20 protein-coding genes are annotated in these 25,364 nt (G+C 49.0%); 7 read left to right on the forward strand and 13 right to left on the reverse strand.

Annotation, left to right across the window (positions count from 1 at the left end; genetic code table 11):
• Position 1: 1 nt before the first annotated feature.
• A complete protein-coding gene (locus GK108_RS05375; protein ID WP_163944051.1) occupies positions 2-3,067 on the reverse strand; it encodes a sensor histidine kinase in 3,066 nt (1,021 codons plus the stop codon).
• A 214-nt stretch (positions 3,068-3,281) separates the two neighbouring features.
• Here GK108_RS05375 and GK108_RS05380 point away from each other — a divergent pair, with 214 nt between their 5' ends.
• On the forward strand, positions 3,282-4,847 hold the full coding sequence (locus tag GK108_RS05380) for a serine hydrolase domain-containing protein (RefSeq protein WP_163944055.1): 1,566 nt from the start codon (positions 3,282-3,284) through the stop codon (positions 4,845-4,847).
• An 83-nt stretch (positions 4,848-4,930) separates the two neighbouring features.
• On the opposite strand, the gene GK108_RS05385 is transcribed toward GK108_RS05380, so the two are convergent.
• Positions 4,931-6,667 carry a cytochrome c peroxidase gene (locus GK108_RS05385; protein ID WP_317166486.1) on the reverse strand — a complete coding sequence of 579 codons (1,737 nt, stop codon included), beginning with the start codon at positions 6,665-6,667 and terminating at the stop codon, positions 4,931-4,933.
• A gap of 281 nt (positions 6,668-6,948) precedes the next feature.
• Here GK108_RS05385 and GK108_RS05390 point away from each other — a divergent pair, with 281 nt between their 5' ends.
• On the forward strand, positions 6,949-10,230 hold the full coding sequence (locus GK108_RS05390; protein WP_262887390.1) for a metallophosphoesterase: 3,282 nt from the start codon (positions 6,949-6,951) through the stop codon (positions 10,228-10,230).
• 50 nt (positions 10,231-10,280) lie between these two features.
• Here the strand turns inward: GK108_RS05390 and GK108_RS05395 are convergent, their stop codons facing one another.
• The 3 genes from GK108_RS05395 to GK108_RS05405 are packed head-to-tail and all read right to left on the reverse strand — an operon-like array spanning position 10,281 to position 12,002.
• Positions 10,281-10,661 (reverse strand): DUF1398 family protein, encoded by a 381-nt coding sequence (locus GK108_RS05395; RefSeq protein ID WP_163944064.1) that lies wholly within the window; start codon positions 10,659-10,661, stop codon positions 10,281-10,283.
• Positions 10,662-10,713: 52 nt separating this feature from the next.
• A complete protein-coding gene (locus GK108_RS05400) occupies positions 10,714-11,499 on the reverse strand; it encodes a helix-turn-helix domain-containing protein (protein ID WP_163944067.1) in 786 nt (261 codons plus the stop codon).
• The gene (locus GK108_RS05405) at positions 11,496-12,002 is read right to left on the reverse strand and encodes a YdeI/OmpD-associated family protein (protein ID WP_163944070.1); all 507 of its coding nucleotides are present in this window, start codon (positions 12,000-12,002) and stop codon (positions 11,496-11,498) included. Before GK108_RS05405 ends, GK108_RS05400 begins: the two co-directional genes overlap by 4 nt.
• 186 nt (positions 12,003-12,188) lie before the next feature.
• Here GK108_RS05405 and GK108_RS05410 point away from each other — a divergent pair, with 186 nt between their 5' ends.
• Together GK108_RS05410 and GK108_RS05415 are read left to right on the forward strand one after the other, a co-directional pair.
• The gene (locus tag GK108_RS05410; RefSeq protein WP_163944073.1) at positions 12,189-13,229 is read left to right on the forward strand and encodes an NAD(P)H-binding protein; all 1,041 of its coding nucleotides are present in this window, start codon (positions 12,189-12,191) and stop codon (positions 13,227-13,229) included.
• 40 nt (positions 13,230-13,269) lie between these two features.
• Complete coding sequence (locus GK108_RS05415) at positions 13,270-13,614, forward strand: DUF4260 domain-containing protein (RefSeq protein WP_163944075.1); 345 nt, start codon at positions 13,270-13,272, stop codon at positions 13,612-13,614.
• Positions 13,615-14,112: 498 nt separating this feature from the next.
• On the opposite strand, the gene GK108_RS05420 is transcribed toward GK108_RS05415, so the two are convergent.
• Together GK108_RS05420 and GK108_RS05425 are read right to left on the reverse strand one after the other, a co-directional pair.
• Complete coding sequence (locus GK108_RS05420; RefSeq protein WP_163944078.1) at positions 14,113-15,153, reverse strand: AraC family transcriptional regulator; 1,041 nt, start codon at positions 15,151-15,153, stop codon at positions 14,113-14,115.
• 10 nt (positions 15,154-15,163) lie between these two features.
• Positions 15,164-15,913 carry an ABC transporter substrate-binding protein gene (locus tag GK108_RS05425; protein ID WP_163944081.1) on the reverse strand — a complete coding sequence of 250 codons (750 nt, stop codon included), beginning with the start codon at positions 15,911-15,913 and terminating at the stop codon, positions 15,164-15,166.
• A 123-nt stretch (positions 15,914-16,036) separates the two neighbouring features.
• Here GK108_RS05425 and GK108_RS05430 point away from each other — a divergent pair, with 123 nt between their 5' ends.
• The 3 genes from GK108_RS05430 to GK108_RS05440 all read left to right on the forward strand — a co-directional run bounded on the left by GK108_RS05430 (position 16,037) and on the right by GK108_RS05440 (position 20,772).
• Positions 16,037-16,864 carry a GLPGLI family protein gene (locus GK108_RS05430; RefSeq protein ID WP_163944083.1) on the forward strand — a complete coding sequence of 276 codons (828 nt, stop codon included), beginning with the start codon at positions 16,037-16,039 and terminating at the stop codon, positions 16,862-16,864.
• A 34-nt stretch (positions 16,865-16,898) separates the two neighbouring features.
• On the forward strand, positions 16,899-19,883 hold the full coding sequence (locus GK108_RS05435) for an outer membrane beta-barrel protein (RefSeq protein WP_163944085.1): 2,985 nt from the start codon (positions 16,899-16,901) through the stop codon (positions 19,881-19,883).
• 310 nt (positions 19,884-20,193) lie between these two features.
• Positions 20,194-20,772, forward strand: a complete 579-nt coding sequence (locus GK108_RS05440) for a C40 family peptidase (RefSeq protein ID WP_163944091.1) — start codon at positions 20,194-20,196, stop codon at positions 20,770-20,772.
• 79 nt (positions 20,773-20,851) lie between these two features.
• Here the strand turns inward: GK108_RS05440 and argB are convergent, their stop codons facing one another.
• The 6 genes from argB to GK108_RS05470 form a co-directional block, all read right to left on the reverse strand.
• A complete protein-coding gene (gene argB / locus GK108_RS05445) occupies positions 20,852-21,634 on the reverse strand; it encodes an acetylglutamate kinase (protein WP_163944093.1) in 783 nt (260 codons plus the stop codon).
• A 25-nt stretch (positions 21,635-21,659) separates the two neighbouring features.
• On the reverse strand, positions 21,660-22,628 hold the full coding sequence (locus tag GK108_RS05450) for an N-acetylornithine carbamoyltransferase (protein WP_163944096.1): 969 nt from the start codon (positions 22,626-22,628) through the stop codon (positions 21,660-21,662).
• Between the two features lie 56 nt (positions 22,629-22,684).
• Positions 22,685-23,035 carry a DUF5615 family PIN-like protein gene (locus tag GK108_RS05455; protein ID WP_163944099.1) on the reverse strand — a complete coding sequence of 117 codons (351 nt, stop codon included), beginning with the start codon at positions 23,033-23,035 and terminating at the stop codon, positions 22,685-22,687.
• A complete protein-coding gene (locus GK108_RS05460; protein WP_163944104.1) occupies positions 23,032-23,280 on the reverse strand; it encodes a DUF433 domain-containing protein in 249 nt (82 codons plus the stop codon). The genes GK108_RS05455 and GK108_RS05460 overlap by 4 nt, the downstream gene beginning before the upstream one ends.
• Before the next feature lie 66 nt (positions 23,281-23,346).
• Positions 23,347-24,480: an aspartate aminotransferase family protein gene (locus GK108_RS05465; protein ID WP_163944107.1), complete on the reverse strand. Its 1,134-nt coding sequence runs from the start codon at positions 24,478-24,480 to the stop codon at positions 23,347-23,349.
• A gap of 159 nt (positions 24,481-24,639) precedes the next feature.
• The gene (locus GK108_RS05470; RefSeq protein ID WP_163944110.1) at positions 24,640-25,359 is read right to left on the reverse strand and encodes an alpha/beta fold hydrolase; all 720 of its coding nucleotides are present in this window, start codon (positions 25,357-25,359) and stop codon (positions 24,640-24,642) included.
• Between the last annotated feature and the right edge of the window lie 5 nt (positions 25,360-25,364).

The raw sequence follows: 25,364 nt of genomic DNA on the forward strand, positions 1-25,364 counted from the left end.
TTTACAAGATAGTAGCAGTCAGCTTTATGGTTGTGCCCACACCAGGCGAGGAGCTTATCTGAATTGTGCCCCCAATATCCTGTGCCCGCGTTTTTAGATTGGTCAGACCATTGCCCGACCGAATAAGCGTGGGCTCGAATCCTCGACCATTGTCGTCAATCTGAATAGATAATTGACGGCCTATAATGCTCAGGCTTACGGTCAATTCAGAGCAATCGGCGTACTTGACCGCGTTGTTAACGCTTTCTTTGAAAATCAGATACAAGTTGCGTCGTTGTTCGATGTTGAGCTTCATTGCCGGAAACGGTTCTGTTACGTTCATGCTGAAGCGGATACCTTTGGCTTCGGTCAGTCGCAGGCCAAACTCGCGCATTCGGCTCACTACGTCGCTAAGACCATCATGCTGTGCTTTTATTGTCCAGATAATATCCTGCATCGACTCGGCCAACGTGGCGGCATTGGTACTGATCCGTTGTAAGAGAGGGACCGCTTCTGGCTTCGTGTCGGCGATCTGAGTTTGTAAAACATCGCTGAAAATGCGGATACTGCTCAGCGTAGAACCCATATCGTCGTGGAGATCTTTCGCAATTCGATCACGAATTCGGGCCAGCTTTTGCTGTTGTAATTGTCGGTATCGATAGACACTCCAGAAGAGCCCTAAACCTATGGCCAGCATCAGGAATTTAAACCATATGGTTTGATGAAAAGCGGGGACAACATTGATCTGTACTGTGGTTCCGGTCAGGTTCCAGAGGCCGTCGTTGTTTGCGCCACGGATCCGTAGCTGATACTCACCAGGGGCTAGATTCGTATAGGTTACGGTACGGGCATTCGTCACAATCCAATCCTTGTCGAACCCAACCAGCCGATAAGCGTACGTATTCTTTTGCGACTGGCTATAATTGAGCGCAGCAAAAGAAACCGTTAAGGTAGTTTCGCCGGGCACCAACTGAATTGTCTGCCCTGGACCTGCTCTTCTTACTACGTTGTTGACCCGTATTTCTGTGATGGCAACTGGTGGTGGACGACGGTTCTGACGGAGTTGTTCTGGTTGAAAATAAGAAAACCCACCTTCGGTACCAATCAGCAATTCGCCTTGCCGATTCTCGGTAATTGGTTCGAAAAACGTATTCGTTAGAAGGCCACTCGCTTTACTGTAATAGTGAAAGTGTCCATTTCTAGGGTCTAGCTCATGCAATTGTTCATCGGTAGATAGCCAGATATGCCCACGTTGATCTTCCGCGATACCAAAAATATGGTCGGCCAGCAACCCGTTCGCCAGCGTGTAGGTTTGTTGAACTCGACCATTGGTGTCGGCCCGGACCAGAAAATCGATGCCTGATAGCCATAACTCGTCTTTTCGGCTGATCATAAACGTACTCTGCAATTGATCAGACGGCTGTACGGCAGGATTGGCTTTATGGATAGAAACGCGGCTACGTCGGCTACGATCGGCGCTAATACGTATCAGACCTTTCGTTGTGAGTACCCAGAGACGCCCCTGACTATCTTCCTGAATTCGGCTGATACCAGCAGGGAGCGGAATAAAGGGGGTAAGGGGCCAGGGGCGAAAGCGATCGGCTGCTGGATCGTACCAGAATAAGCCTTGCTTGCCAGCACCCACCCAGATACGGCCAGTATGATCCTCATATAGACTGCGAATACTAAGCCGATCGACTGTTGTCATTGGCCCCTTATTAGTAACCGATCGATTTAAGGTTTGTGAGCTATACTCCTGATACATCCGCCAGTGTTTTCTGGCAGGGTCATAAACACCAACTCCGTCCTGTAAACCAATCCAGATGTAGCCACGCTTATTCTGAATAAATGAGTGGGCCAAACGACCCTCCATAGCACCAGGAGTTGGAACAGGACGTAGTAATCGTGCCGCTTGATTCCACCGGAATAAGGTGCCCTGACCAGTTAGGCCCCAATAGAGCGAATCGGCTTTATAGTCCTGAGCTACCACCTGAACATTATCCGTCAATTGTCCATTCGTATTGGCATAGACCCGTTGGCTACCAAATTTTGTTCCTACCGGATCGATAGCGGCTAAGCCTCGTACTGTTCCTACCCAGATAATACCCGATAATGAGTCGGCCAGCAACTGAACGGTCATTCCACCGGGATAACTGCTGCCATCGTCTACGATTCGTTTAAAATGTGTATATCGATGCTGGGTTGGTTCGTAGCGGGTAAGTTGATCCGTTCCACCCAGCCAGAAGCTTGACTGTCCATCGGAATCGTTGCTTTCGGCTAGGGCTGTGATCAATTGAGGTTGGGAGAGGGAAGGCGTAAATCGTTTTCTTTCTCGATCGTAGCGTAATAGACCCTGTTGACTGGTCATGGCATATAGTTCGCCCGCTGCGGTCTCGTACAGACCACCGATATCAACTTGTGCGTTGGCATGTTGCTGGTCGCGTCCTAACAAATAGGTGTAGCGCTGGGTATTGGCATCGAACTGATACAGAGCGTCTTGTGCGTGAAGCCATAATTGGCCATTCCGATCTGCGAAAGGTTCGTCATACGTTCCTGCAACTGGGAATGGTAATGAAAAAGTTGTTAGTTCCAGCGTAATAGGATCTATTCGATACAAGTGTTCGATAGAGGAAAACCAACCCTTGCCCTCACGATCAAAATGCACTGGCGAGATGAAGTCATTGTCAGCCTGCTGGTCGTTTAATAAGGGCAGTGAAATGGTCTGGCCTTGTTCGCGAACGGGATCGAACCGGTATAGGCCACGGTTTGTCGAAATCCAGAGAAAACCGTTACGGTCAGGCTTTATGCCCCCATTAACAATGTAATTGCCGGGCAAATCGGCTGGTTTGCCCGTTCGCTTATAAATTTTAAACTCAATGCCATCAAATCGATTCAGGCCATTGAGCGTGCCAATCCAGATAAAACCTCGCTGATCGCGGGCAATTGCTGTAATGCCATCATTCGATAAGCCCTGATCTGTTGTATAACGCACAAAAGCTACGTCGGTTGATTGGGCATGAAGTTGGCTGGCCAACAGCCCCATCAGTAGCCAGCTGGCCCAACCTACTATGTATGCTCTGCCGTTCAAGAATATGTTGTTTTAGCCGTCGGCAAAGGTTTACAAGATCAGCCATAATGACAAATTCGGCGTATAGCATAAGCATGTTAATTATGGGCGGTTATTCCTTTACAGATTAATTTACGCATCAATAGGAAGAAAGAAAATAGTGATTAGTAAAGGGCGATACTCATTACAGCGTATAACTTTATAGGGCACAACGATACAAACAACCTGAAAGCTTATGCGCCCAATTTTTTTACTGACCCCTTTACTGGCGGCTACTCTGACTTTTGGCCAGTCGCCTATTGTGGCTCCCAGCGCTTCAACGCAACAGAAAACCTATCAGCCTCCTGTGTTTACGGATGCCGGACGGTTAGCCCGCATCCAGGCGCTACTGCCTGCCATCGACAAAATGTATCAGGAGTATGCTGCCAAAAATCACTATCCGGGTATTGCCTACGGATTAGTGGTGGATGGAAAGCTGGTTCATTCGGGCGGATTTGGCTATACCGACGTAGCACGGAAGGTTGCAGCAACGCCCAAATCGGTATTTCGGATTGCCTCGATGACCAAAAGTGTTACGTCGATGGCCGTCGTGAAACTCCGCGACGAAGGTAAACTCCAGCTCGATGACCCCGTCTCGAAATACATTCCCGAAGTTGCCCGACTAACTTACCTGACGGCCGATGCACCTGTGATAACGGTCCGTAATCTGATGACCCATTCCGCGGGTTTTCCCGAAGATAATCCGTGGGGCGACCGTCAACTGGCCGATACCGATGAGGAACTGCTTTCGCTGATCAGGAATGGTATATCTTTCTCGAACGTACCGGGCACTACGTATGAATATAGCAACCTGGCTTTTGCTATGCTGGGACGTATCATCACAACCGTATCCGGAAAACCGTATCAGCAGTATATCACCGAAACGATTCTGAAACCGCTGGGCATGACACATACGGAGTGGGAATACACGAAAGTACCGGCCGATCAGCTGGCGCATGGCTACCGTTGGTTGAACGAACAGTGGGTCGAAGAAGCGTTGTTGCATGATGGTAGCCACGGTGCGATGGGCGGCTTAATCACTTCGATCGATGATTTCAGTCGCTACGTAGCGTTTCACCTGTCGGCCTGGCCTGCCCGGAACGATGCTGAAGCAGGGCCGGTGAAGCGTAGTTCGGTTCGGGAAATGCACATGCCCCGGACCTTCCGCGACTTAAATCCGGCTTTTCGGTTTCCGAGTGGCCGAACCACGCCCATGATCAATCATTATGCCTACGGATTGACTTGGAGCCGGGATGGAGACGGGATTGAGTCGGTAGCGCATAGTGGCGGATTGCCCGGTTTTGGGAGCCAGTGGCGGATGCTGCCCGAATACGGAATCGGAATTATCGCCTATGGTAACCTGACCTATGCCAATCTGGGAACGATTAACTGGGCGGTGCTCGATACGTTGGTGTCAGCGGCCAAATTAAAACCTCGGCAGTTACCCGTATCGCCTATTTTAAGTCTGCGGAAAGCCGAATTAGTCCGTTTGCTGCCCGATTGGAAAGGGGCGGAGACGAGCGGGATTTTTGCTGAAAACTTCTTCCCTGATCACTCGCTGGAAAATCGGCGGAAAGCCACGCAGGCACTATTTTCGAAAATAGGTAAGGTTGTTCGGGTGAGTGACCTGATTCCGGAGAACCAGCTACGTGGTCATTTTCTGATAGAAGGCGAACAGGGGAACGTAGACGTATTCTTTACCCTGACGCCCGAAAGTCCAGCGCTGATTCAGCAACTGGATCTGCGGGAGGTAAGGAAGTAAACATCATTGATTGCTGGCTGGCGGTATAGTTGGTATGCCATATCTTGGAGATATGGCATACCAACTATACCGCCTTTCTTAATCTACAGCGCCTTCATGAACGCTACCAGAGCCTGCTTTTCGGTAGGTGTCAGATTGAGCTTGTCGGGCGGGAGCGTCTGATTCTCTAGTTTGATTCCCAGGCCGACACCTCCGCCTTTGTTATAAAACTCCACAACCTGATCCAGATTCTTGTAGACACCGTTATGCATGTAGGGGGCCGTTAGCGCTACTTTTCGAACCGTTGGCGTTTTGAAGGCTTTTTGGTGAATATTGATTTTTGTGGTTCGGTATCGCCCTTCATCGCTATCCAGTTGCCGCTCAGCCAACGTAGCAGGCGTGCCTAAGACTTCACTTTCGGTTTTGACATAAGCCGGTGGAATAGTGCCGTTAAACAGCGGGAAAAAATGGCAGGTCGCGCATTTTCCTTTCCCCATAAATACGTTAAATCCTGCTTTTTCCTGGGCCGTCAGCGTAACGGATTCGCCACGCAGATAACGATCCGGCCTGGCATTCAGACTGACCAGCGAACGAACGTAAGCGGTTAGCGCATTCTTCAGATTTAACTCCGTCAGGCCGTCAGCGTATGCATTCGTAAATTGACGCTGGTACGTCGAGTCACGTTTCAGGGTTTCCACCGCTTTGGCGATTGAGCCGCCCATTTCGTCTGAATTGTGAATAACATCAATGAGCTGATCTTCCAGCGAAAACGATCGGGAGTCCATAAACTGAAACGACTGAAATGCTACGTTAAAAAGCGTCGGGGTATTTCGGCCAATTCGTTTTTTAGACCGTAGTGCCATTGGCGACGATTCGCCATCCGTAAAGGCCCGATCAGGCTGGTGGCAACTGGCACAGGTACGTTGCCCATTCTCGGAAAGAACCGGATTGAAAAATAGTATTTTGCCCAGTTCGATACGGCCCGGAGTCGATTGCGGAAGGCCATAGGGCTGGAAAAAGGCGGGGTCAAAAGCGTTGGTGTCGGATAGCGTTCTGGCTGACTGACGTAGCATACGCTTGTCGGTCGCCAGCGGATAGCCGAGTAATTGCTGCGCATCCAGTAGCATCCGGCTGATCGGATACGCATGCTGCCGGATAAATGTGAGTCGATCAAACTGATTAAAGCGTTTGCCGCGTAACGCCTGAATCGCCCGGGCTAACGATTGATGAAGATTTTGAGCCAGTGCGGCATCTTTGGCCGCAATGGGATAGACCTGAATCGTTCGGTCGAGACTTTCGAGCGCAGCTATGGCTTCTGGAAGGGAGTGCAGTGCAACCGGCGAATCGAAACCCGTAATGCTTAACGTAATCAACCGAAATAACTCCAGACGCATGGCATCGAATACCTGACCATCCGTCATTTCATTATAGCCAGCTACGCGCTGGAGCTGACTGATCGTCGATTTAATGCCCCGAACGTAGTTGAGCCGTGCAGTACGTTGGGAAACATCCAGCGGAAAGATCATCTCTTCAATCACCTGAAAACCAGTCGGCTCAAGAACGATGCCAACGCCATCGTCAACTTCTCCTTCTGGCAGGGCTGGGCCGTTCAGGGCTTTGGCCGAGCCAGAAAAATAAAACTCCGTCAGAAATTCGACCCGTTTGTAGGCTAGCCGGGAACGTCGAAAAGCAGCCTGAATAAGAGGGGCAGATTGTTGTTTTTGAATAGCGTTTTGTAACAACGTAACGGATGAGTCAAGTCGGGCCAGATCGGCCAGATAATTGGCTTTGATTAGCTGGCGTGGCGATTCACTGCTAAATGGATGGATGAAACTGGTCACGAGAATGAGCAAGCCGATCGGTAAGAAAAAAAAAGAGCAGTGCTTCAATGTGACCATGAGCGATGTGGACCTATGCTGGTATTCAGACAAAATTAATCGAAATGACACAGTTAGCCAGATTGTTAATTTGTGAATAATGTATGTCGTTTGCCATCAGAGAGTTAAATAGTTAGCGATTGGTAATAGTACTTATGAAGTTATAAGTAGATTTGTTGTTGCCCGTTGATTGGGGTGCGATTCTTATGGAGAAATATTTACGGTTCTTTTTGTTGATAAACTTAATGGTAGGTTTTGCTTTGGCTAATGGTCAAGCACAAGTTAATTCTACTGTAGAAAGGATAAATACCAGTACTGGTCAGGCCAGAACGAACGAAGTCCTGGTTCGTGGCCCTTACCTACAAAAAGCAACACCAACCAGTATGACCTTCCGGTGGCGTACTGATCCAGCTTCGGTTGGCGTAGTTCGGTTTGGGGCATCGACCGATAAGCTAACGGGCATGGTTTCTGAGGCTGGTCCGGTAACTGATCATGAAGTGACCGTAACCGGTTTAAACCCCAATACCCAATATTTTTATTCTGTTGGTACGGCCGCTGGTACACTTCAGGGCGATGCGAACAACTATTTCATTACGTTCCCAGCCGAAGGAACCCCAAAAAAGACCCGCATCTGGTCGTTAGGTGATTTTGGTTACTATAATTCGGCCCGTCAGGCAAACGTAAAAAAGGCATTCAAAGACTACATGCGGAGCATTGGCGATCCTCATCTTGATCTGTGGCTCTGGCTGGGTGATAATGCATATAATGGCGGTCAGGATTCTGAATATCAGGCGCATGTGTTCAGTTCTGATGTTGGTTACGGTGGTGATCGCTATATGAAACAAACACCTTTTTTCGCTACGCCAGGTAACCATGATTATGCTGGTAATGGTGATCTGCGAATGAATCTGAATATACCGTACTACGGAGTCGTATCTCACCCAACCAAGGCCGAAGCGGGGGGCGTTCCGTCGGGCACTGAATCGTATTACTCATTCAATTACGGTAACATTCACTTTGTTAGCCTCGATTCGGATCGGTACGAAGACGTTTCGGACCTGGCATCCAATACGCGATTTCTGGATTCGAGACCACAAATCAATTGGTTGAAACAGGATCTGGCTGCGGCTCAGGCAAATCCAAATATCAAATGGATCATTGCGTACTGGCATCATCCGCCTTATACGAAAGGAACACATGACTCAGATACCGACAAACAGCTTCGCGATGTTCGGATGAATCTGTTGCCCGTTCTGGAACAATACAAAGTCGATCTGGTCATGTGCGGTCATAGCCACGTGTATGAACGCAGCCGGCTCATTAAAGGCCATTATGGTGATGCCCCAACCTTTGATCCGAACGTACATAACGTGGCGGAGGGAAGTAATGCCAGGAGCAATGGCCGCTTCGATGGATCGCCCAATTCGTGCTATTATTTTAAGAGTCGGTCGTCGGCAACCAACGAGGGCACCATCTACGTAGTGAATGGAACGGGTGGGGCGCCCGGCTGGCATATTACGTCAGGCACGGCGCAGTGGCCCCATAACGCTATGGAGGTTTCCTACGACAACGCAAATCTGGGTGGGTCGATGTACATTGAAATCGAGGGTGGAAAGCTCACGTCGAAGATGATTGCGGGCGATGGCTCGATTCAGGACCAGTTTACGATTATTAAAGATGCTGATAGCTTTGCTGTTCCGGCTACCGACGGCACCACCCGGAGTGCTACGTGCGAATGTACGGATGGAGCCGATGGCCGAACGTACTACACCGATGGCGGACTGAACAAGCTGCTATCGATTAAGAAAAACGGACAGGATATTGGGCGCGTTGGCGACGGTACGTTTGCTCTTCAGCTGAAGGGTAATGCGGGGGCTTCGTTAATTCCCAAAAATGGTCCGGCTGGTTATGTCAATGCGCCCTCGGGATGGTACGCGGCCAATCGCTATTTTACCCTCAAGACCACAAAAGACGCTACGAGTCCGCTGGCTCTTTCGTTTTTTTATACGCAGGCCGATCTGGAGGCTATCAATAAGGGCATAGGGCAGTCGCTTACGCCACAGCAGCTAAAAGTTTTTACGATCGGCGATGGCGCTACGTCTTTCAATCCTGATCCGGCGACCGGACACATCGGCATTCCCAAAGCGTCATCGCCGGGAGGGGGTGGGGCTACCATTCTGAATTATGGTGCCGAAACACCGTCAGCTACCACCTGGACCAACACAACGTTGAGTAATGGTACGTATCGGGCCGATTTTCTGGTAACTCGTACAGCCAGTGGCGGAATCGGTGGAGCAATGAATGGGGCTGACCCGACCGTAATCCCGTTATCGGTGACGCTGACGGCTTCTCCCACGCAGAGCCCCGGCCAAACCAGCCTCCTGGCTACAGCCATCGGTACGGCTCCATTAAGTTATTCTTTTAGTGGTCCCGGCTCCATTACGTCAACCTCTAATACGGCTAACGTAACGAGTTTGACCGTGGCTGGCCCTCAATTGTTTAGCGTTGTGGTGGCGGATGCGGCCGGTCAGAAAGCTACGGCGACTGTATCGGTTACGGTAACGAGTTCGGCTACGGTGTGCGAGAATTTTTATGTCGGCCCCGGAGCTGGTTTCTCCACGACTACAGGCTGCGAGAACGTAGCGTTAGGACCGAATGCTGCGTATGTGAATACAACGGGAACTCAGTCAACATTTGTGGGCAGCTGGGCAGGGTTTTATAGCAATGGTCAGGGTAATACGTTCCTGGGCTACCGGACAGGTCAGGCCCTGACAACCGGAAGCTTTAATACGTTTCTGGGTTATCAGGCCGATGCGGAATCACCCGGTTTGCAAAATGCTACGGCAATAGGTACCAATGCGAAAGTAGGCATCAGTAATGCAATCGTTTTGGGTAACAATGCGAACGTAGGAATCGGTACCAATGCCCCCCGGACCAAGCTGGAAGTGAATACGGGAGCAAGCGGCCAGTCGGGGGTTCGATTAACGCAACTGACATCGGCTCTATCGACAACGGCTACGGCGAGTAAATTTCTGACTGTTAACGAACAGGGCGATGTGTATCTGGCAAACTATGCCAGCGGAGCCCGTCAGTCGGCGGAGACTTCCGTAGAAGCCTTGTGGCAACGTAAAGGACAGTTTCTGCAAAGTGCCAAAGGAGAAGCCGTAATCATTGGCGAAGGCATCACAAAAACATCGGGCGATTATAATCTCTTTGTATCGAAAGGCATTCTGACCGAAAAGCTTAAAGTGTCGATCAAAAACACAGCCGACTGGAGCGATCATGTTTTTTCGAAAACGTATCAGCTGGCTCCCTTAGCCGACGTAGAACAATTTATTCGCAAGCATCAGCATTTGCCCGGCGTACCGTCGGCCAGCGAACTGACTAAAGAAGGGATGGACGTAGCAGCCATGAATGCGAAACTGCTGGAAAAAATAGAGGAGCTAACGCTATACGTTATCGACCTGAAAAAAGAAGTTGAAACGCTTCGAAAAGCAGCGAAGCCTGCGCCTAAGAAGCGTAAATAACACGTAGCGGGACTGGCTAAATCGTACAAAAGCCGGGCCCGTACTACGTATCAGCCGGGAATAAGTTCCTCGTATAGACCGCCAATACCCACATAGACGACGCGTTTGTTGACTCCCGTTAGTATGGCGCAGTAGAAGCGTACACCAGCCGTAGCCATGTCTTCCATAAACTGAGGGTAGTCGGTTTTTCCTTGCTGATTGTCCCGAATGGCTTTGATGGTCAGCTCCTGATCAAATGCCTCAGCGATAACTCTTGGCGAAATCGACTGGCTGTGAAGTTCGGTTTCTCCTTCAGCAAGCTGGTACAGGATAATGCTGGACGACACATCGACCGTATAGGACTGTACGCCCGCCTGAGCGAGTTTTTGGGCTAAATCGGGGTAATTTTGGGCCGTGGCATAGGCTTGCTGAATCGTGGCGGCTACGTTCATTTTTGTCGCTGTTTTGATTTATACTGACGCAAAAATGGATCAATTCGAAGTCCTATTCTTGTAAAAAATCGTTTTTGTGCTGATTGGCGAATTCGAGCGGAGTTGCACCTGTAAAGGCTTTGAATTCCTTGCTGAAATGAGCCTGATCGAAATAGCCCGTGTCGAGTCCGGTTTCAACGAGTGAGTGGGAGGAACGTAGCAGATGGATGGCGTGCTGAAGGCGGACAATGGAGGAGAACTTTTTGGGAGATGCGCCCACAACCTGTCTAAATCGCTTTTCCAGTGGACTCTGGCTGATGCACAACCGATTGGTCAGTTCGTTGATACGTAGTGTGCCTTTCGTTTGGTGGATATGGAAGAGAGCCGTATCGACCAACCGATCGGGTGTACGTTGCTGCCATTGAGATAACAAAAAATCTTCGATCAATTCGATTTTGGCCCGATCCGCTAACGTATCGGCCAGCCGCTCCTGAAGCCGGGATATAGCCGACGAGCGTATGAACGTATCGAGGGCGAGACTTTCCCGGAATAGCTCGTGAAGTGGCTCCCGAAAAAAAGTACTGGCCCCTGTTTCCGTAAAGACGACGAGAACCGAACCAATTCTATTGGAATTTCTGAAGATGCGGAACGTATCGGTGAGTCCGGTAATGCCTGCCGCCGATAGCGCAACCGACGTATCGTTTTGACGATAGGCTAACTGACCACTGTATTGAAACCCCATCACCAGCGACGTATCGGGCAGAATTTTATAATCCTGTTCGTTAGCCGTTTCGGAGATAACGAAATGCTTTACGTAGGGCATTAGCTGAGGGCGTGGCAAATAAACCTGGAATGTCATGCCGCTTTTTTTGCCTTTTTATCGGGCAATGTCTTTCTTCTCAACAACGAGTCGATTGTTTTGATGATTCGCTCAATTTTAACTTCGTCGCTGTAGGCCGAAAAAATCCAGTCAATATGCGCTTTCTGCTCGGTCTTCGGGCTTTTAAGAAAAGCCTTGAGCGCAGCAGGCTCATCGTCCAGACAGAGCATAAGCTCCTGCTCAACCATCTGTCGGCTGTTTTGGGTGTAAAGCACTACGTTCACCCAGTCGCCCTCCTGTTTGCCAATCTTTTTCCGGATTTCGGCCTTTACGGGCAGAAAAAGTGTGCCGTCGCCCATAGGCATTAGGTTATAATCGGTCAGCTCAAAATCATCAATAGAACCAGTCACTTTCGACCAGCCGGGCGGCATTAATTTTTCGTTTGAGTTGGGCGGGATGGCTACGTACGTCCAGCCGCCTTTGCCACTAAACTTCTGAAGCAGACAGGCCTGGTTGACGAATGGTTTTTCTGGATCGTTCATGTTGTTTACGGATAAAAATCTGATACTACGAAGATAAGGCAACCGTTTCGCCCACGCCAGTTCGAATAACCAAACGGTACGTTTCTTTCTGTTTTTCGTAATTGGTCAGTCGATTTTCGCACTTTGTCATCGACTAGGCGGGGCCTTTCCGAGACCTTTGTTCCATACTTTTTGATACCCAAAGTCATGGCAACTCCCACAAATACAACCGTTCCAAACACACTCGTTTTAGGCGCCACTGGTAGCATTGGTTACGCCGTAACAGTCAATTTACTGGCTCGCCAACTTCCCGTTACGATTCTTGTTCGTAGCCGGGCCAAGGCAGAAGCTCTTTTCCCGAATCAGTCAACGCTGACAATCGTGGAAGGCGACGCACAGGACGTAACGCTGCTCAATCAACTGGCGGCTGATAAAGACTTTATTTTCCACGGAATCAATTATCCGTACAACAAATGGTTCGGGAACATGGACGTAGTGACCCGGAAGATAATCAACGCAGCTGCTCAGCGCCGGTCGACCATTATTCTGCCGGGGAACGTCTATAATCTCGGTAATATGCACGAACCAATTCGGGAGGATAGTCGCCCCAATCCCTGCACGCGGAAGGGGCAGCTACGGGTGGAAATTGAAGCCATGCTGGAGGAGGCCGCTAACGCTGGCAACTGCCGGGTTATTAACGTTCGGCTGCCGGATTTCTGGGGGCCGAACGTAGTGAATGAAGGCGTAGCGCCCATTTTCGACAATGCGTTGGTCGGAAAAGCTATTCCCTGGGTTCTGAACGCCAATATTCCGCATCAGGCAGTTTTTACGAAAGATGCCGCCGAGATCACGGTCCGTCTGATGCTACGTTCGTGGCAAACGCGCACCGAATCCACTACGTATCAGGTCTGGAATTATGGTGGAACAACCGTGCCGTCGATGCGGGAATGGTTTCACCAAATTACGGCACTGACCGGCCAGCCGTTGAAGGTCCAGATCTACAGCCGATGGTTTATTTCGGTTATGGGGCTGTTTATGCCGGTATTACGGGAGCTGAAAGAAATGCTTTATCTCTACGAAAACACCGTTGTGCTCGATGACCGAAAAGTCTTGGCTTTGTTCCCTGATTTCCAGCCGACGCCCATGAGCCAGGCTTTAACAGAAACACTGACGTGGTTTGCTGAAACCCGGTTAAAACGACCATTTGTTCCGGTTTCTGGCAACGTTGCTACCATGTCTTCTATTTAATAAGATCCAGTTGAGCTCATTTTTCTAAACAATCAATCCAATGAAAACGCTACTAAAATCCGAAGAATTAAGTCAGTTTGTGGGGGCTATTTTTTTGTTCTCTCGCTTGAATTTTGCCTGGTGGTGGTTCCCGGCTTTATTACTAGTACCCGATCTGAGTATGGTTGGTTATCTGATCAATCCAGCCGTTGGCGCGGTTATCTATAACTTTTTTCACCACAAAGGTCTGGGTGTTGCGGTTGGCTTGCTGGGCCTAGTGTTGGCCAATCAGACCTTAATGCTGGCAGGAGTTATTTTGTTTGCCCACTCATCAATGGACCGGATGTTCGGCTATGGCCTGAAATACTTCGACAGCTTTAAGCATACCAGCCTTGGATCGCTGTAAGGTTAGCGAACCTTCCTTCGTGCTTGTGTTGCGAAGGGACGTTGGCGTCAAGCGCGCTGAGCTAGCTTGGTTTCGGTTAGATGGAAAAACTATAGCAGTAACCTGTATTGATAAGTAGTCTGCAAACTAAACGTTCTTAGTTTAGGCATGATTTGAAAGCTACAATCAGCTGGTAATCTCTGGCTTTGCTGGAAAGGGATACTGTTACGGATATGGACGAAAATCGAAAAATTCCACTACTTATTATTTGTTACACACTAGCGATTCTAATCGTAGTGTTTAACGATCAACTTTTGTCATTTCTCTCCAACGCCATATCTCCAAGAGTAAACGAGCATAGGTTACTGGTTACCTGGCTTTTAGTGTGGTTCAGTTTCTTGCCACTGGTACTGATTCGCTACATTACCAGGAAACTATGGTTCAGCTTTATTGCCTTCCCGATCTTTGAGTATATTTTTAATGTAAATGGCTGGTAATGAACAAAACAGGTCGTCAGCGTTAAGCGGCTTGCCCCAGTCGATACGCTCCCGGTGTTACGCCTGTCCATTTTTTGAACGAGCGGAAAAAAACGCTGGGTTCAGCAAAACCTAGCAGATAAGCAATGTCGGTTGTACTCAGATTCGGTTCACGAAGGTGCTGAATGGCTAACTCTTTGCGAATATCGTCCAGTAATTGCTGATACGTAGTGCCTTCTTCTTTGAGGTGAAGCTGTAAGGTGCGAACGCCCATCGCCAGCCGGTCGGCAACGGTGGCTAGTGCCGGCTCTTCGCCTTTCATCAGAAAAATAATTTCGGCTTTAACGCGGCTGCTGAGCGACGGTGTCCGTAACTGATTCAGTAAACTTGTCGCATGCTGGTCAAACATGGCCGACAGGCTCGGATTCGCGTTTAAAATCGGCGTGTTGAGCAGATCCGCATCGACATGCATGGCCGTTATGTTCGCTCCGAACGACAGTCTGGCCGGGCCGAAGACGCGTTCATGCTCACGGATGTCTGCCGGACGGGGATAAGCGAAATGGATTTCCCGAACCGTAATACGTTCGCCCGTTAAGGCGCGCATGGCCGACAGATAGACCGATAACTCCGAGTTGAGTGTATGATCGGGATAGATAATATCGGGGCTGATAATATGCAGGGTCAGCGCAAACGAATCGGTTGGATAGCCCGATTGGTTAGCAGGAATAAGGTGTCCTTTCGTGACAATCCCTTCACAGACAATATCCTGATACTGGCATAGTTTTTCGAAGGCTTTACCCAGTGTAGGGCTGTGCATCATCACGTAGGCCAGCACACCAATCGCCACCGGGTTAACCATCTCGCCCAGTTTCAGGGCAATCGTAGAGTCGCCGGTTGCCGCTGTTGTTTCGCGCCAGAGGGCCTGCACCTGCCGGATTTCCACCCGCCCATCGGGGTCGCGTAATTGCTCCGGGTCAATACCGACGGCCTTGATCAGTTGCTCAGGGTTGGCTCCCAACTGACGAGCCGCAAACAGAATCAGGTTGATAGAGGCAATCGAGAGCGTATGGCTGGCAGTGGGCATAACGAGGAGATTAGTGAAAGAGCCGTTCGATTTCGCTACGCAATTTCCTAAAATAGTCCGGCGCTAGCAACAATCGGCTGCCATACCACGAAAATACTTCTCCGTCTACCAGTACGACTTTTGCCGAAGGGCAGATAGCCTGAAATTCCTCGATGTGCTTTTGGGAAAAGGGGTAGGGCTCCGACGAGAGAAAGATCAGGTCGGGTTGGGCACGTTTTAACGTATCAAGCGTAATTTCCGGATAGCGAGTTTCCTGAGCAAAAGCATTTTGAAACCCTGCCTGGGTCAGCATGGAATGGATGAATGTATCATTCGCGGCAACCATATATGGGTTTCGCCAGATGAAGTAAGCGACCGACTGACTGCTGAAACCAGGCATCGATAGAAACGACGTAGTGATACGTTGAATCAGGTCGTTTGCTTCTGGCTGTTTTCCTGTCAGATTACCCAGATTACGGATCATGGCTAATGCATCGGCAATGGTTACCATGTCCGTTACGTGAACCGGATAATGCTGCTGCAAGTACTCAATTTCTGCTCGTGTATTCTCCTCCTTGTTGGCAATGATTAGATCGGGACGTAGCGCATGAATCCGCTCCATAGTCAGGGTTTTGGTTCCTCCCACAATTGACTTTCCTTTAACCCGGTCGGCGGGGTAGACGCAGAACTTGGTGATGCCCACAATTTCGTCGTGTAAACCTAGTTCGAACAGGAGTTCAGTTTGCGATGGAACCAGTGAAATAATGCGTTTTGGAGGCATAGAGCGGCCATTCAGTAGTCAAAAATACAGGTTTAACACCATTTTAGCGGCTTTTAGCAAATCTGTTTACGCCGATACAAATTAGTGTGCAACTTTTACAGTGGACTTACCCTCATTAGTTGTATGAAAACACGAACATTCTCTTTGCTTCTTGCTGGAGTTTTAGCCGCTATACAGACGTTAGCCCAATCAACAACTGCTGGTTCGGGTAAAATTACGTACGAAGGCATGCGCCGGATCGACCGATCGCAGATGCGGATGTCTATCAATGGACAGGACGTTCGACCGGGTGGTGGCGATGCGCCCGAAGGTATGCCCGACGTGATATCATTTACGCAGAAACTGGTTTTTTCGGGAACGATGGCCAAAGAAGAACGCGACCGTCCGCAGAATATGATGCGTCGGCGAATGGATGGCGATGGGACTACTGGCGGCAATGCCGGTGGTGGCCGTTCACGCGATTTTCGGATGAATGCGCCCTTTGACCAGCAAACATTCCTCGACCTGGCTAATCGGAAGCGCGTTGATGTAATGACCATTACAAAGGACTCTGTTCGTCAGGTTTATCGCTCAGAGCGGCCATTGCCCGAAGCCAGTGATTGGAAAGACAGCGATAAAACGAAAAAAATTGCGGGCTATACGTGTCATAAAGCAACGGCCACGCATCGCAAGGAAACCTATACAATTTGGTACACGACCGACCTGCCTTTTACCTACTCGCCCGTTGCCGATCTGACACCACCTAAAGGAGTTGTGCTACAAATCGAGTCGGATAACGAGTCGTATAAAGCATCGGCCATAGCGATGGAGAACGTAGCGGCAAACACGGTTGAACCGCCTGCCGATGCGAAAGTCATTACGTCGGACGAAATGGAACAGATACGTCGGAAATCGATGGCCGATTTTCGCCAGCGTATGATGTCCAATATGCCGGCCATGCCACGTAATTAATCTGCCATTCTCCCACTGATTCTGCACGCCAGCCATGAACTCTTTTTTCACGCGCTATAGTCCTTTCGTTGCTCTTACACTGTTCATCTGCTGTCTGAGCCTGACCAGTGCTTTGGGACAAACCAAACCCGGAACAATCAAAGGATCCGTTGTTGATTCAACAACGCGGAAGCCACTGATGGAGGCCTCGGTATCGCTGATGCTGGCCCGTGATTCGTCGTTGGTTTCGTTTGAGATCACGGATGGTGACGGCAAATTTTCGTTCAGTAACCTGGCCGAAGGGCAGTATCGCGTGTTTGTTACGTATGTGGGCTATCGGGCTGCGGTTAAACGTATTTCAATAACGGCGGCTGAGCCGGTGGGCGATGTGGGCGCGGTGGAACTACTGGCTCAATCGCAAACGCTTGCCGAAATATCCGTTAAGGGGGAGCAGGCGCCAATGGCTGTCAAAGGCGATACGTTAGAGTTTAATGCCGGTTCTTTTAAAACGCAGCCAAACGCGCAGGTAGAGGATTTGCTAAAAAAGATTCCGGGTGTGCAGGTCGACCGCGATGGAACCATCACAGCGCAGGGACAGTCGGTTACGAAAGTGCTGGTTGATGGAAAGCCGTTCTTTGGTAATGACCCCAAAATGGCTACCCGGAACTTGCCAGCCGATATTATCGACAAGGTGCAGGTGTTCGATCAGCTATCAGAACAGGCCGCTTTTAATGGCGTCGACGATGGCGACCGTTCTAAAACGATCAACATCACCACTAAAAAAGATAAGCGCAAAGGTACGTTTGGACAGCAGTCGGTAGCTGTTGGGCCAAAACCCGGTGACGATCCGCGCTATGCCGTAAAAGGTACGCTGAACCGATTCAATAACGGCGAACAGATATCGTTGCTGGGGATGGCGAACAACATAAACCAGCAGGGATTTACGGCCCAGGATCTGGGTCTTGGTAATAACTTTGGCGGCAGTGGTCGGGGTTCCGGCGGGGGCGGTGGAGGAGGAGGCAGCTTTGTCCGGTCTGGCGGGGGCGGTGGAGGAAGCGGCAATGGGCAGGTCGGTAATAATGCCATTACGCAATCGTGGGCTGGCGGTATAAACTACAAAAATAGCTTTGGTAAAAAGATTGATCTGGCAGGAAGCTATAACGTATCGAATACAAACACGTTGACCGAACAGAGCAGCCGTCGGGAAAATATATTGCCCAACTTCAATACGTCGGGAGGAACCACGACTCGGACGGATTCAACCTTTATTCGTAATCAGGTGAATGGATCTGACAATACAAATACTAACCATCGCGTCAACCTCCGACTCGATTATCGCATTGATTCATTAACGACGCTTCGGGTAATTCCGAACCTGTCATGGCTCAATTCGAACTACTCAAATACGAGTAATTCGCGGACGGTCAATTCCGAGGGAGCTACTACCAATACGGGCCTAACTAATTATAATTCGACGGGCGACGGATTCAATGGTAATAATTCATTGCTGTTGCTACGTAAGTTCCGAAAGGTAGGCCGTACGTTTTCGGTGAACTGGAACGTAGCGATGAACAATCAGGATAATTCGGGCATCAACCAGTCGCAAACACGATCCAGTACGCCCTTATCGACCACCCTCGGAACGCCAGGAAGTCAGACGGCCAGTGATGGTATGTATGAACAAATCATCAACCAACGTAACGATCAGCTGAACCGCTCATTCACCAACAGCATCAATGTATCGTATACCGAACCCTTGTCGATGCGGCAAACGCTTGAATTTCACTATGCTTTGTCGAATAACCGGAACGAGTCGAACCGGGCCGTGAACGATTTCAATGAAGCAACGGGTGAGTATGATCGGCCGAATGCGTATCTGAGCAATAACTTTCTCAATACGTTCCTGACCAATCGGGGGGGCGTAACGTGGCAGACCAAACGGCTAAAATACACCTATGCATTGGGCCTTGATGGCCAGCAGGCTAACCTGAACTCCAATAGTCTTACAAGTGACATGGCTCTAAATCGGTCGTTTGCCAACCTGCTGCCCAACGCCCTCTTTACGTATAATTTCGCCAAAAACACGACGTTACGATTCAATTATCGGACACGGATGAATGCGCCATCGGTGAACCAGTTGCAACCGGTGACTAATAACACCAATCCGCTGAACGTTCAGTTAGGTAATCTGGATCTGCAACCTGAATATAGCCATAACGTATCGCTGAATTTCAATCGCTTCAACCCCAGTACGTTCCGCAATATGTTTGTGTCGATCAATGCTAGTCGGACCGATAACAAAATTGTGAATTCAACTACGTTTTCACCTTCCGGTGCTCAAACAACCAAACCAAGGAATACGGATGGATATTATACGGTGAATGGGTCTCTGGTGCTTGGGCGCCCTGTTAAAATAAGCGACAATCGGATCAATATTAATCTGAATACGAACGTAACGTATAATCAGGGGACCAGCTTTATTAATGAGAAATCAAACCTGTCGCGAAACTGGCTGGTGACGCAGGGGCTGGGCCTGAATACGAACATTAACGAGAAGCTGGACGTAAATTTGTCCGGAAATATCAGCCTGCAATCGGCTAACTATTCGCTGCAGCCCCAGCAGAATACGACCTATCTGAACCAGACAGGGATGCTCGATCTGTTTTATCAGCTGCCCCTGCGTTTCACGTTCACCACAAACGTTACGTATAATAATTACGGAGGAGCTTCGGGGAGTTACAACCAGTCCTTTACGTTGCTAAACATGGCTTTGTCGCGCCAGTTGTTTAAACAGAATCAGGGCGAGTTGCGCTTTCAGGTCTTCGATTTGCTGAATCAGAACCGGAGCATTGTTCGGAACGTAACAGATACCTACGTAGAGGAAGTGCAAAGCCGGGTGCTGAACCGGTATTTTACGGTGAGTTTTGTTTATAACCTACGCAACTTTGGCGCGGGTTTCACACCGCCCTCAAACAACCGATCCAATCGTCAGGGAATGGGTAGCGGGCAGGGAGGTCGTGGCTTCCGCCGAAACGAGTAGACTCACACATGCATGTTTGAATGAATTCCCGAGGGCTTAGTGCCTTCGTGAATTTTTATAATAAGCGGTATAGCGTGTTGTTTCTATTGCTGGTTGCCGCGAATAATAGGTACAGGGTGTATGATCGTAACATTAAATTTTACACATAACATAGGACTTGTTATAGAGTTATGGTCTTGATTTTCAGTTAGGTAAAATAATTGGCATCAAAATAATTCATTGAGAGTGTGGAAATTAATCCTCAATTATTTGGCAATAATTCCACAATGCCATACATTTATGATACCTAACTTGGTTTTAGCCTATACCTATGACGAAGAAAATGCTCCTGACAGCACTAGCTGCTGTCTCGTTTGGCATCGTTCACGCCCAGACCGTATCGACCGTAACGCAAAGCGTACCCGCCGTAACTGATTCTAAGACCACCGTACGTCACGAAGATCCCACCGTAACTACTACTTCGAAGTCATTTTACGAACAGATCCCACTCGTTAGTAATCTGCTTGATTTTGCCAAAGAGCACCTCTCCATTCGCTACCGCTCGGGTGGCACCACCAAAAAAGGATTTGATTGTTCTGGGTTTACACGCTTCTGCTTTAGCCAGTTTGGCATTTCATTACCGCATTCAAGTGCTGCTCAGGGAAACGTAGGCGAGTCGATCAACAAATCAGATGCCAAGCCCGGCGATTTAATTTTGTTCAAAGGGCATAGCTCACGCGGTAGCCGCATCGGTCATGTAGGTTTAATTACCGAAGTGGTTGGCGACCAGATCAAGTTTATCCATTCGGCCTGGAACGGGGGCGTTCGCTATGATTATCTGCATGCTTCCTATTACCAGCACCGCTTTGTAGGCGTCCGTCGCGTCATTGATATGATTGCTGAGAAATAGTATCTCAGTAGTGTAATTATATAAAAAGGGAAATCGATGACCTCGATTTCCCTTTTACGTTTTGCAACTATTGATAGAATTACTTTGTCAACGTAGTGCCGGCTCCCTGCTGAACGGCTGATGCAACTTCATCGGCGTGGCAGATAATTACTTTGGCTACGCCGTTATCGAGTGCTTTGAAGGCATTGTCGAGTTTGGGGATCATGCCTTTATTGATGGAACCAGCGGCTTTGTGCTCAGCATACAGAGCCGGATTTAACTCGGTTATGACGCTATCGTCGTCGTCTGGATTAGCCAGAACACCTTTCTTTTCGAAGCAATAAACAAGCGTTACGTTGTTATGGTGCGCCATATCGACGGCAATGGCAGAGGCCATTGTATCGGCATTGGTGTTCAGTAGCTCACCGGCGGTACTATACGTAATTGGTGCAAAAACGGGTGTGAGGTCCTGACGTAGAAAGAACTGGATCTGGCCCGAATCGACTTCCTGTATATCGCCGACCATACCATAATCGATGTCTTTTACAGGACGTTTTATGGCCAGCACCGTACCCGCGTCGGCTCCTGTTAATCCAATGGCATTAACATCCAGCGCCTGAAGCTGTGCTACAATCTGTTTATTGACTAAGCCGCCGTAGACCATGGTTACGACATCGAGCATGGGCTGGTCGGTAATCCGACGACCGTCTACCATGGTGGTTTTGATTCCTAGTTTTTCAGCAACCTGTGTCGCTATTTTTCCGCCACCATGAATAAGGATTTTAGCACCCGGAATGCTGGAAAAAGAAGTCAAAAATCGTGTTAATGCGGCCGGGTTATCAATAACATTGCCACCTATTTTAATAACTGTAAGGGTATCCATAACTAGTTGAAGGCTCAAGCGACGCCTACATGCCTTGTAAAATTTCTTTCAGAACGGCCTGGGCCGACCATTCGCGGTTGGCGGCCTGTTCGATAACCAGCGAGTGGGGGCTATCCAGCACTTCATCCGCCACTTTCAGGTTACGGCGAACCGGCAGGCAGTGCATGAATTTTCCGTTGTTGCTACGTCGGATATCGTCCATCGTGACCGCCCAGGAAGGGTCCTGGGTGAGCACCTGCCCATACTGCGTGTAGGACGACCAGTTTTTGCCATAAATGAAATCGGCTCCTTCAAAGGCTTCATCCTGATTGTAAATGACTTTCGCATTGCCCACAAACTCAGGAGCAAGTTCGTACCCTTCCGGGTGCGTAATGACGAAATCAACATCGCCGGAGTTGGCGCGGGCGTTCATCCATTCGCTGAAGGAATTGGCTACGGCCTGTGGTAGTGGTTTGAAATGGGGTAGCCACGTTAAGACTACTTTGGGGCGTTTGATACCTGATTGAGCTTTCGCTTCTTCGATGGTAATACAATCGGCGAGCGATTGAAGCGGATGGCGCGTTGCCGATTCCAGATTAACAATCGGTACGTTTGCGTATTTGGCAAACTGGTGCATCACCTGCTCTTTGTAATCCTTTTCGCGATCTTTAAGCTCGGCAAAAGCACGGATACCAATGATGTCACAATAACGACCAATAACGGCGGCTGCTTCCCGAACGTGTTCGGCTTTGTCGCCATTCATAAACACGCCCTCTTCCATTTCCAGCCCCCAGCTATCCTGGCCGACGTTCATGGTCATTACGTTCAACCCCAGGTTTTGGGCCGCCTTTTGAGTGCTAAGGCGGGTACGTAAGCTGGAGTTGAAGAAAATCAGGCCAATGGTTTTATTTTTTCCGAGGTGCTGATTGGCAAAGGGACTAGCCTTGGCGTCGCGGCCAGATTGTATAAGCGCATCGAGGTCAGAGACATCGGCGAGGGAGAGAAAATTAGTCATGTAGTATGGTAAAAGTACTTACTATTGTTATCAGTGGCGTCAGAGCACATACCTAACTATTTAATACGTCGTTGACGTATTTTGTCATTTTCGACAACTGTATGCATACGCTCAAGCTGATAATTTGCTTTTAGTAAATTCATAATGATGTAGGCAGGGTCTTCGGCTTTGATATTTGTTAAACGGAAGTAGATAACTCCTGGAGGCTGATAGCCAAATTTGAAAATTAATGTTCCGTAATCACTGTCGAACGTAAGAATAATTCGACCTTCTTCAATGGAAAAATGCGTTACGTCGATATCCGTTATACTGGGCATGTCATAAGCAATATGCTTAATATCAAATCCTGACTCAGCTAGTAATCGGAAGGCTGCAATGGGAAAGTTTTCATCCGCCAGAAATTTCATGATGCCTGGCGAAAATTCGAAGCAGGGAAAAAGACCATATTATCCTTCATTGCTATATGAACGTAAGCGAAAACCGCCTGTAACGCTTCTTTTGTTAAACGAGGATAATTGTCGAGTAAGTCTTGTTCCGTCCATCCGTCAGCCAAACGTTCTAAAAGAAACTCAACAGATAAGCGCGTACCTTTTATAACAGGTTTTCCCTGTAGCACTTTTTCGTCAGATTGAATATATTCCTGCCAGTTCATAGCTGATTTTTAACGTCAAGGAGTTAGTTGGCTCTTTGCACAGAGAGCCAACTAACTCAATCAGATTTATTGAAGGATGCTTACTTCTTTTTGCAGGGCTTCGAGGAACATATCAGCTTCGTCGACGCCAATAGCCAGGGAAGGCAGCAGACGAATGGTATTCTTGCCGGCTACGCCCGTAAATTGCTTATGATCGAATAGAAGCGTCTTACGTAGCGTTTCGACAGGGAAATCGTATTCAATACCGATCATCAGACCACGGCCACGCAATTCTTTGTAGCCACCAATCTGTTGAATCCCGTTCATGAAGTAGTTCCCTACGTTGACGGCATTCTCGATGAGGCCTTCTTCTTTCATAATGTCTAATACCGCTACGGCAGCGGTGCAGGCCAGATGGTTTCCCCCGAACGTAGTACCTAACAAGCCATAACTGGCTTTGAATTTAGGTGAGATCAGAATGCCACCAATCGGAAAACCGTTGCCCATGCCTTTCGCCATCGAAATAATATCGGCCTGAATGCCGCTATACTGATGGGAAAAGAACTTGCCTGATCGACCATACCCACACTGAACGCCGTCCAGAATCAGTACGGCTCCCGTTTCGTCGCAACGCTGACGTAGTGTTTGCAGAAACTCATCACTGGCTACGTGGATACCACCAACACCCTGTATGCCTTCGACGATAACCGCGCAGGTTTCGGTCGTAATGGCCTCACGGGCTGCTTCGGCATCGTTGTACGGTAAGAACTTTACGTGCTGATTATAATTGATGGGCGCAACGATGGCTGGGTTATCGGTAGCCGCTACAGCACCGGCCGTACGCCCATGAAATCCTTTTTTAAACGCAATAACCTGTGTCCGACCGTTATGGAACGAGGCTAATTTCAGTGCATTCTCGTTAGCTTCAGCGCCGGAATTACAAAGAAACAGGGCATAGTCTGGATGGTCTGAAAGATTGGCCAGTTTCTCAACGAGTTCCTCCTGCTGCGGTATCCGAACTGAATTCGAATAAAAAGAAATTTTATGGAGCTGATCTGTCAAAGCCTGCACATACCGTGGATGAGTATGACCGACCGAAATTACGGCATGACCACCGTATAGATCGAGATAGCGAGTGCCATTGACATCCCACAGATAGCTTCCCTGCGCCTTAACGGGCTCGATGTCGTAGAGAGGGTAAACGTTAAAAAGTTCAGCCATTGCCAGTCCGGATAACTAACGTATCCAGCATTTACGATGATAACCTATGACCTGGTTCGTGAAAACCGAGCGCGAATTTACGGAGAATCAAGGGAAAACGATGGTAAAACAAAAAAAGGAAGCCAGCAGACTTCCTTTTTTCAAACGTCCTGCCAATCGTTACAACTGGCTGATAAATTTGTTGAGCGTAGCAACCGATGATTCGGGCTGTTCAATCATGCTCAGATGCCCGGCCTGATCGATCAGGGCAACGTCGATTTTATCCGATAACGTAGCCAGCTCCTGGGTTTTATCGACCGGAATCAGTTGGTCGTCCTTGCCGAGAACCAGCAATACGGGAAACGTAGCATTACGTAATACGGATGTGCGGTCGGGGCGCCCGGCAATGGCTTCCATTCCGGCACTAAGAGCGTCGGATGGTAAATCGCGAAACCGATCGACCAGAACCTGCTTTTTCTCATCCGGATAAGCTGATGAAACCATCTTGGGGATCTGTTTTTCAATAAACTGGGCTCCGCCTTCGGCTCGCATGGTCGCAATGAGTTGCTGCCGTTGCGCTTTACGTTCGTCATTGTCGGCATAAGCGGTAGAATGGTACAACACCAGTCCACTGACCCGATCCGGATAACGTTCGGCAAAAGCCAGCGCTATATAACCGCCCATCGAATGCCCAACCAGAACAACATTATAGATCGAAGCTGATTGAAGCCGGGCATTCAGCTCTTCCGTATAGGCTTCAATGGTTGTGTGTGACGTAAGCCTGGAAAAATCAGGTTTAAGGACGGAATAATTGGAAGCCAGCTCATCATAGATATCATTCCAGATGGACGAATCTACGCCATGCCCATGAATCAGTACTACCGATGCTACGTTGCTCATGCGAA

It is taken from the genome of Spirosoma terrae, assembly GCF_010435915.1.
GTDB classification, from domain to species: Bacteria; Bacteroidota; Bacteroidia; order Cytophagales; family Spirosomataceae; genus Spirosoma; species Spirosoma terrae.

What these genes read in the sequence shown, in the direction of transcription:
- GK108_RS05380 (WP_163944055.1), top strand. Translation starts at nt 3,282, where the DNA reads ATGCGCCCAATTTTTTTACTGACCCCTTTACTGGCGGCTACTCTGACT.
- GK108_RS05390 (WP_262887390.1), top strand. Translation starts at nt 6,949, where the DNA reads ATGGTAGGTTTTGCTTTGGCTAATGGTCAAGCACAAGTTAATTCTACT.
- GK108_RS05395 (WP_163944064.1), bottom strand. Translation starts at nt 10,661, where the DNA reads ATGAACGTAGCCGCCACGATTCAGCAAGCCTATGCCACGGCCCAAAAT.
- GK108_RS05400 (WP_163944067.1), bottom strand. Translation starts at nt 11,499, where the DNA reads ATGACATTCCAGGTTTATTTGCCACGCCCTCAGCTAATGCCCTACGTA.
- GK108_RS05405 (WP_163944070.1), bottom strand. Translation starts at nt 12,002, where the DNA reads ATGAACGATCCAGAAAAACCATTCGTCAACCAGGCCTGTCTGCTTCAG.
- GK108_RS05410 (WP_163944073.1), top strand. Translation starts at nt 12,189, where the DNA reads ATGGCAACTCCCACAAATACAACCGTTCCAAACACACTCGTTTTAGGC.
- GK108_RS05415 (WP_163944075.1), top strand. Translation starts at nt 13,270, where the DNA reads ATGAAAACGCTACTAAAATCCGAAGAATTAAGTCAGTTTGTGGGGGCT.
- GK108_RS05420 (WP_163944078.1), bottom strand. Translation starts at nt 15,153, where the DNA reads ATGCCCACTGCCAGCCATACGCTCTCGATTGCCTCTATCAACCTGATT.
- GK108_RS05425 (WP_163944081.1), bottom strand. Translation starts at nt 15,913, where the DNA reads ATGCCTCCAAAACGCATTATTTCACTGGTTCCATCGCAAACTGAACTC.
- GK108_RS05430 (WP_163944083.1), top strand. Translation starts at nt 16,037, where the DNA reads ATGAAAACACGAACATTCTCTTTGCTTCTTGCTGGAGTTTTAGCCGCT.
- GK108_RS05435 (WP_163944085.1), top strand. Translation starts at nt 16,899, where the DNA reads ATGAACTCTTTTTTCACGCGCTATAGTCCTTTCGTTGCTCTTACACTG.
- GK108_RS05440 (WP_163944091.1), top strand. Translation starts at nt 20,194, where the DNA reads ATGACGAAGAAAATGCTCCTGACAGCACTAGCTGCTGTCTCGTTTGGC.
- argB (WP_163944093.1), bottom strand. Translation starts at nt 21,634, where the DNA reads ATGGATACCCTTACAGTTATTAAAATAGGTGGCAATGTTATTGATAAC.
- GK108_RS05450 (WP_163944096.1), bottom strand. Translation starts at nt 22,628, where the DNA reads ATGACTAATTTTCTCTCCCTCGCCGATGTCTCTGACCTCGATGCGCTT.
- GK108_RS05455 (WP_163944099.1), bottom strand. Translation starts at nt 23,035, where the DNA reads ATGAAATTTCTGGCGGATGAAAACTTTCCCATTGCAGCCTTCCGATTA.
- GK108_RS05460 (WP_163944104.1), bottom strand. Translation starts at nt 23,280, where the DNA reads ATGAACTGGCAGGAATATATTCAATCTGACGAAAAAGTGCTACAGGGA.
- GK108_RS05465 (WP_163944107.1), bottom strand. Translation starts at nt 24,480, where the DNA reads ATGGCTGAACTTTTTAACGTTTACCCTCTCTACGACATCGAGCCCGTT.
- GK108_RS05470 (WP_163944110.1), bottom strand. Translation starts at nt 25,359, where the DNA reads ATGAGCAACGTAGCATCGGTAGTACTGATTCATGGGCATGGCGTAGAT.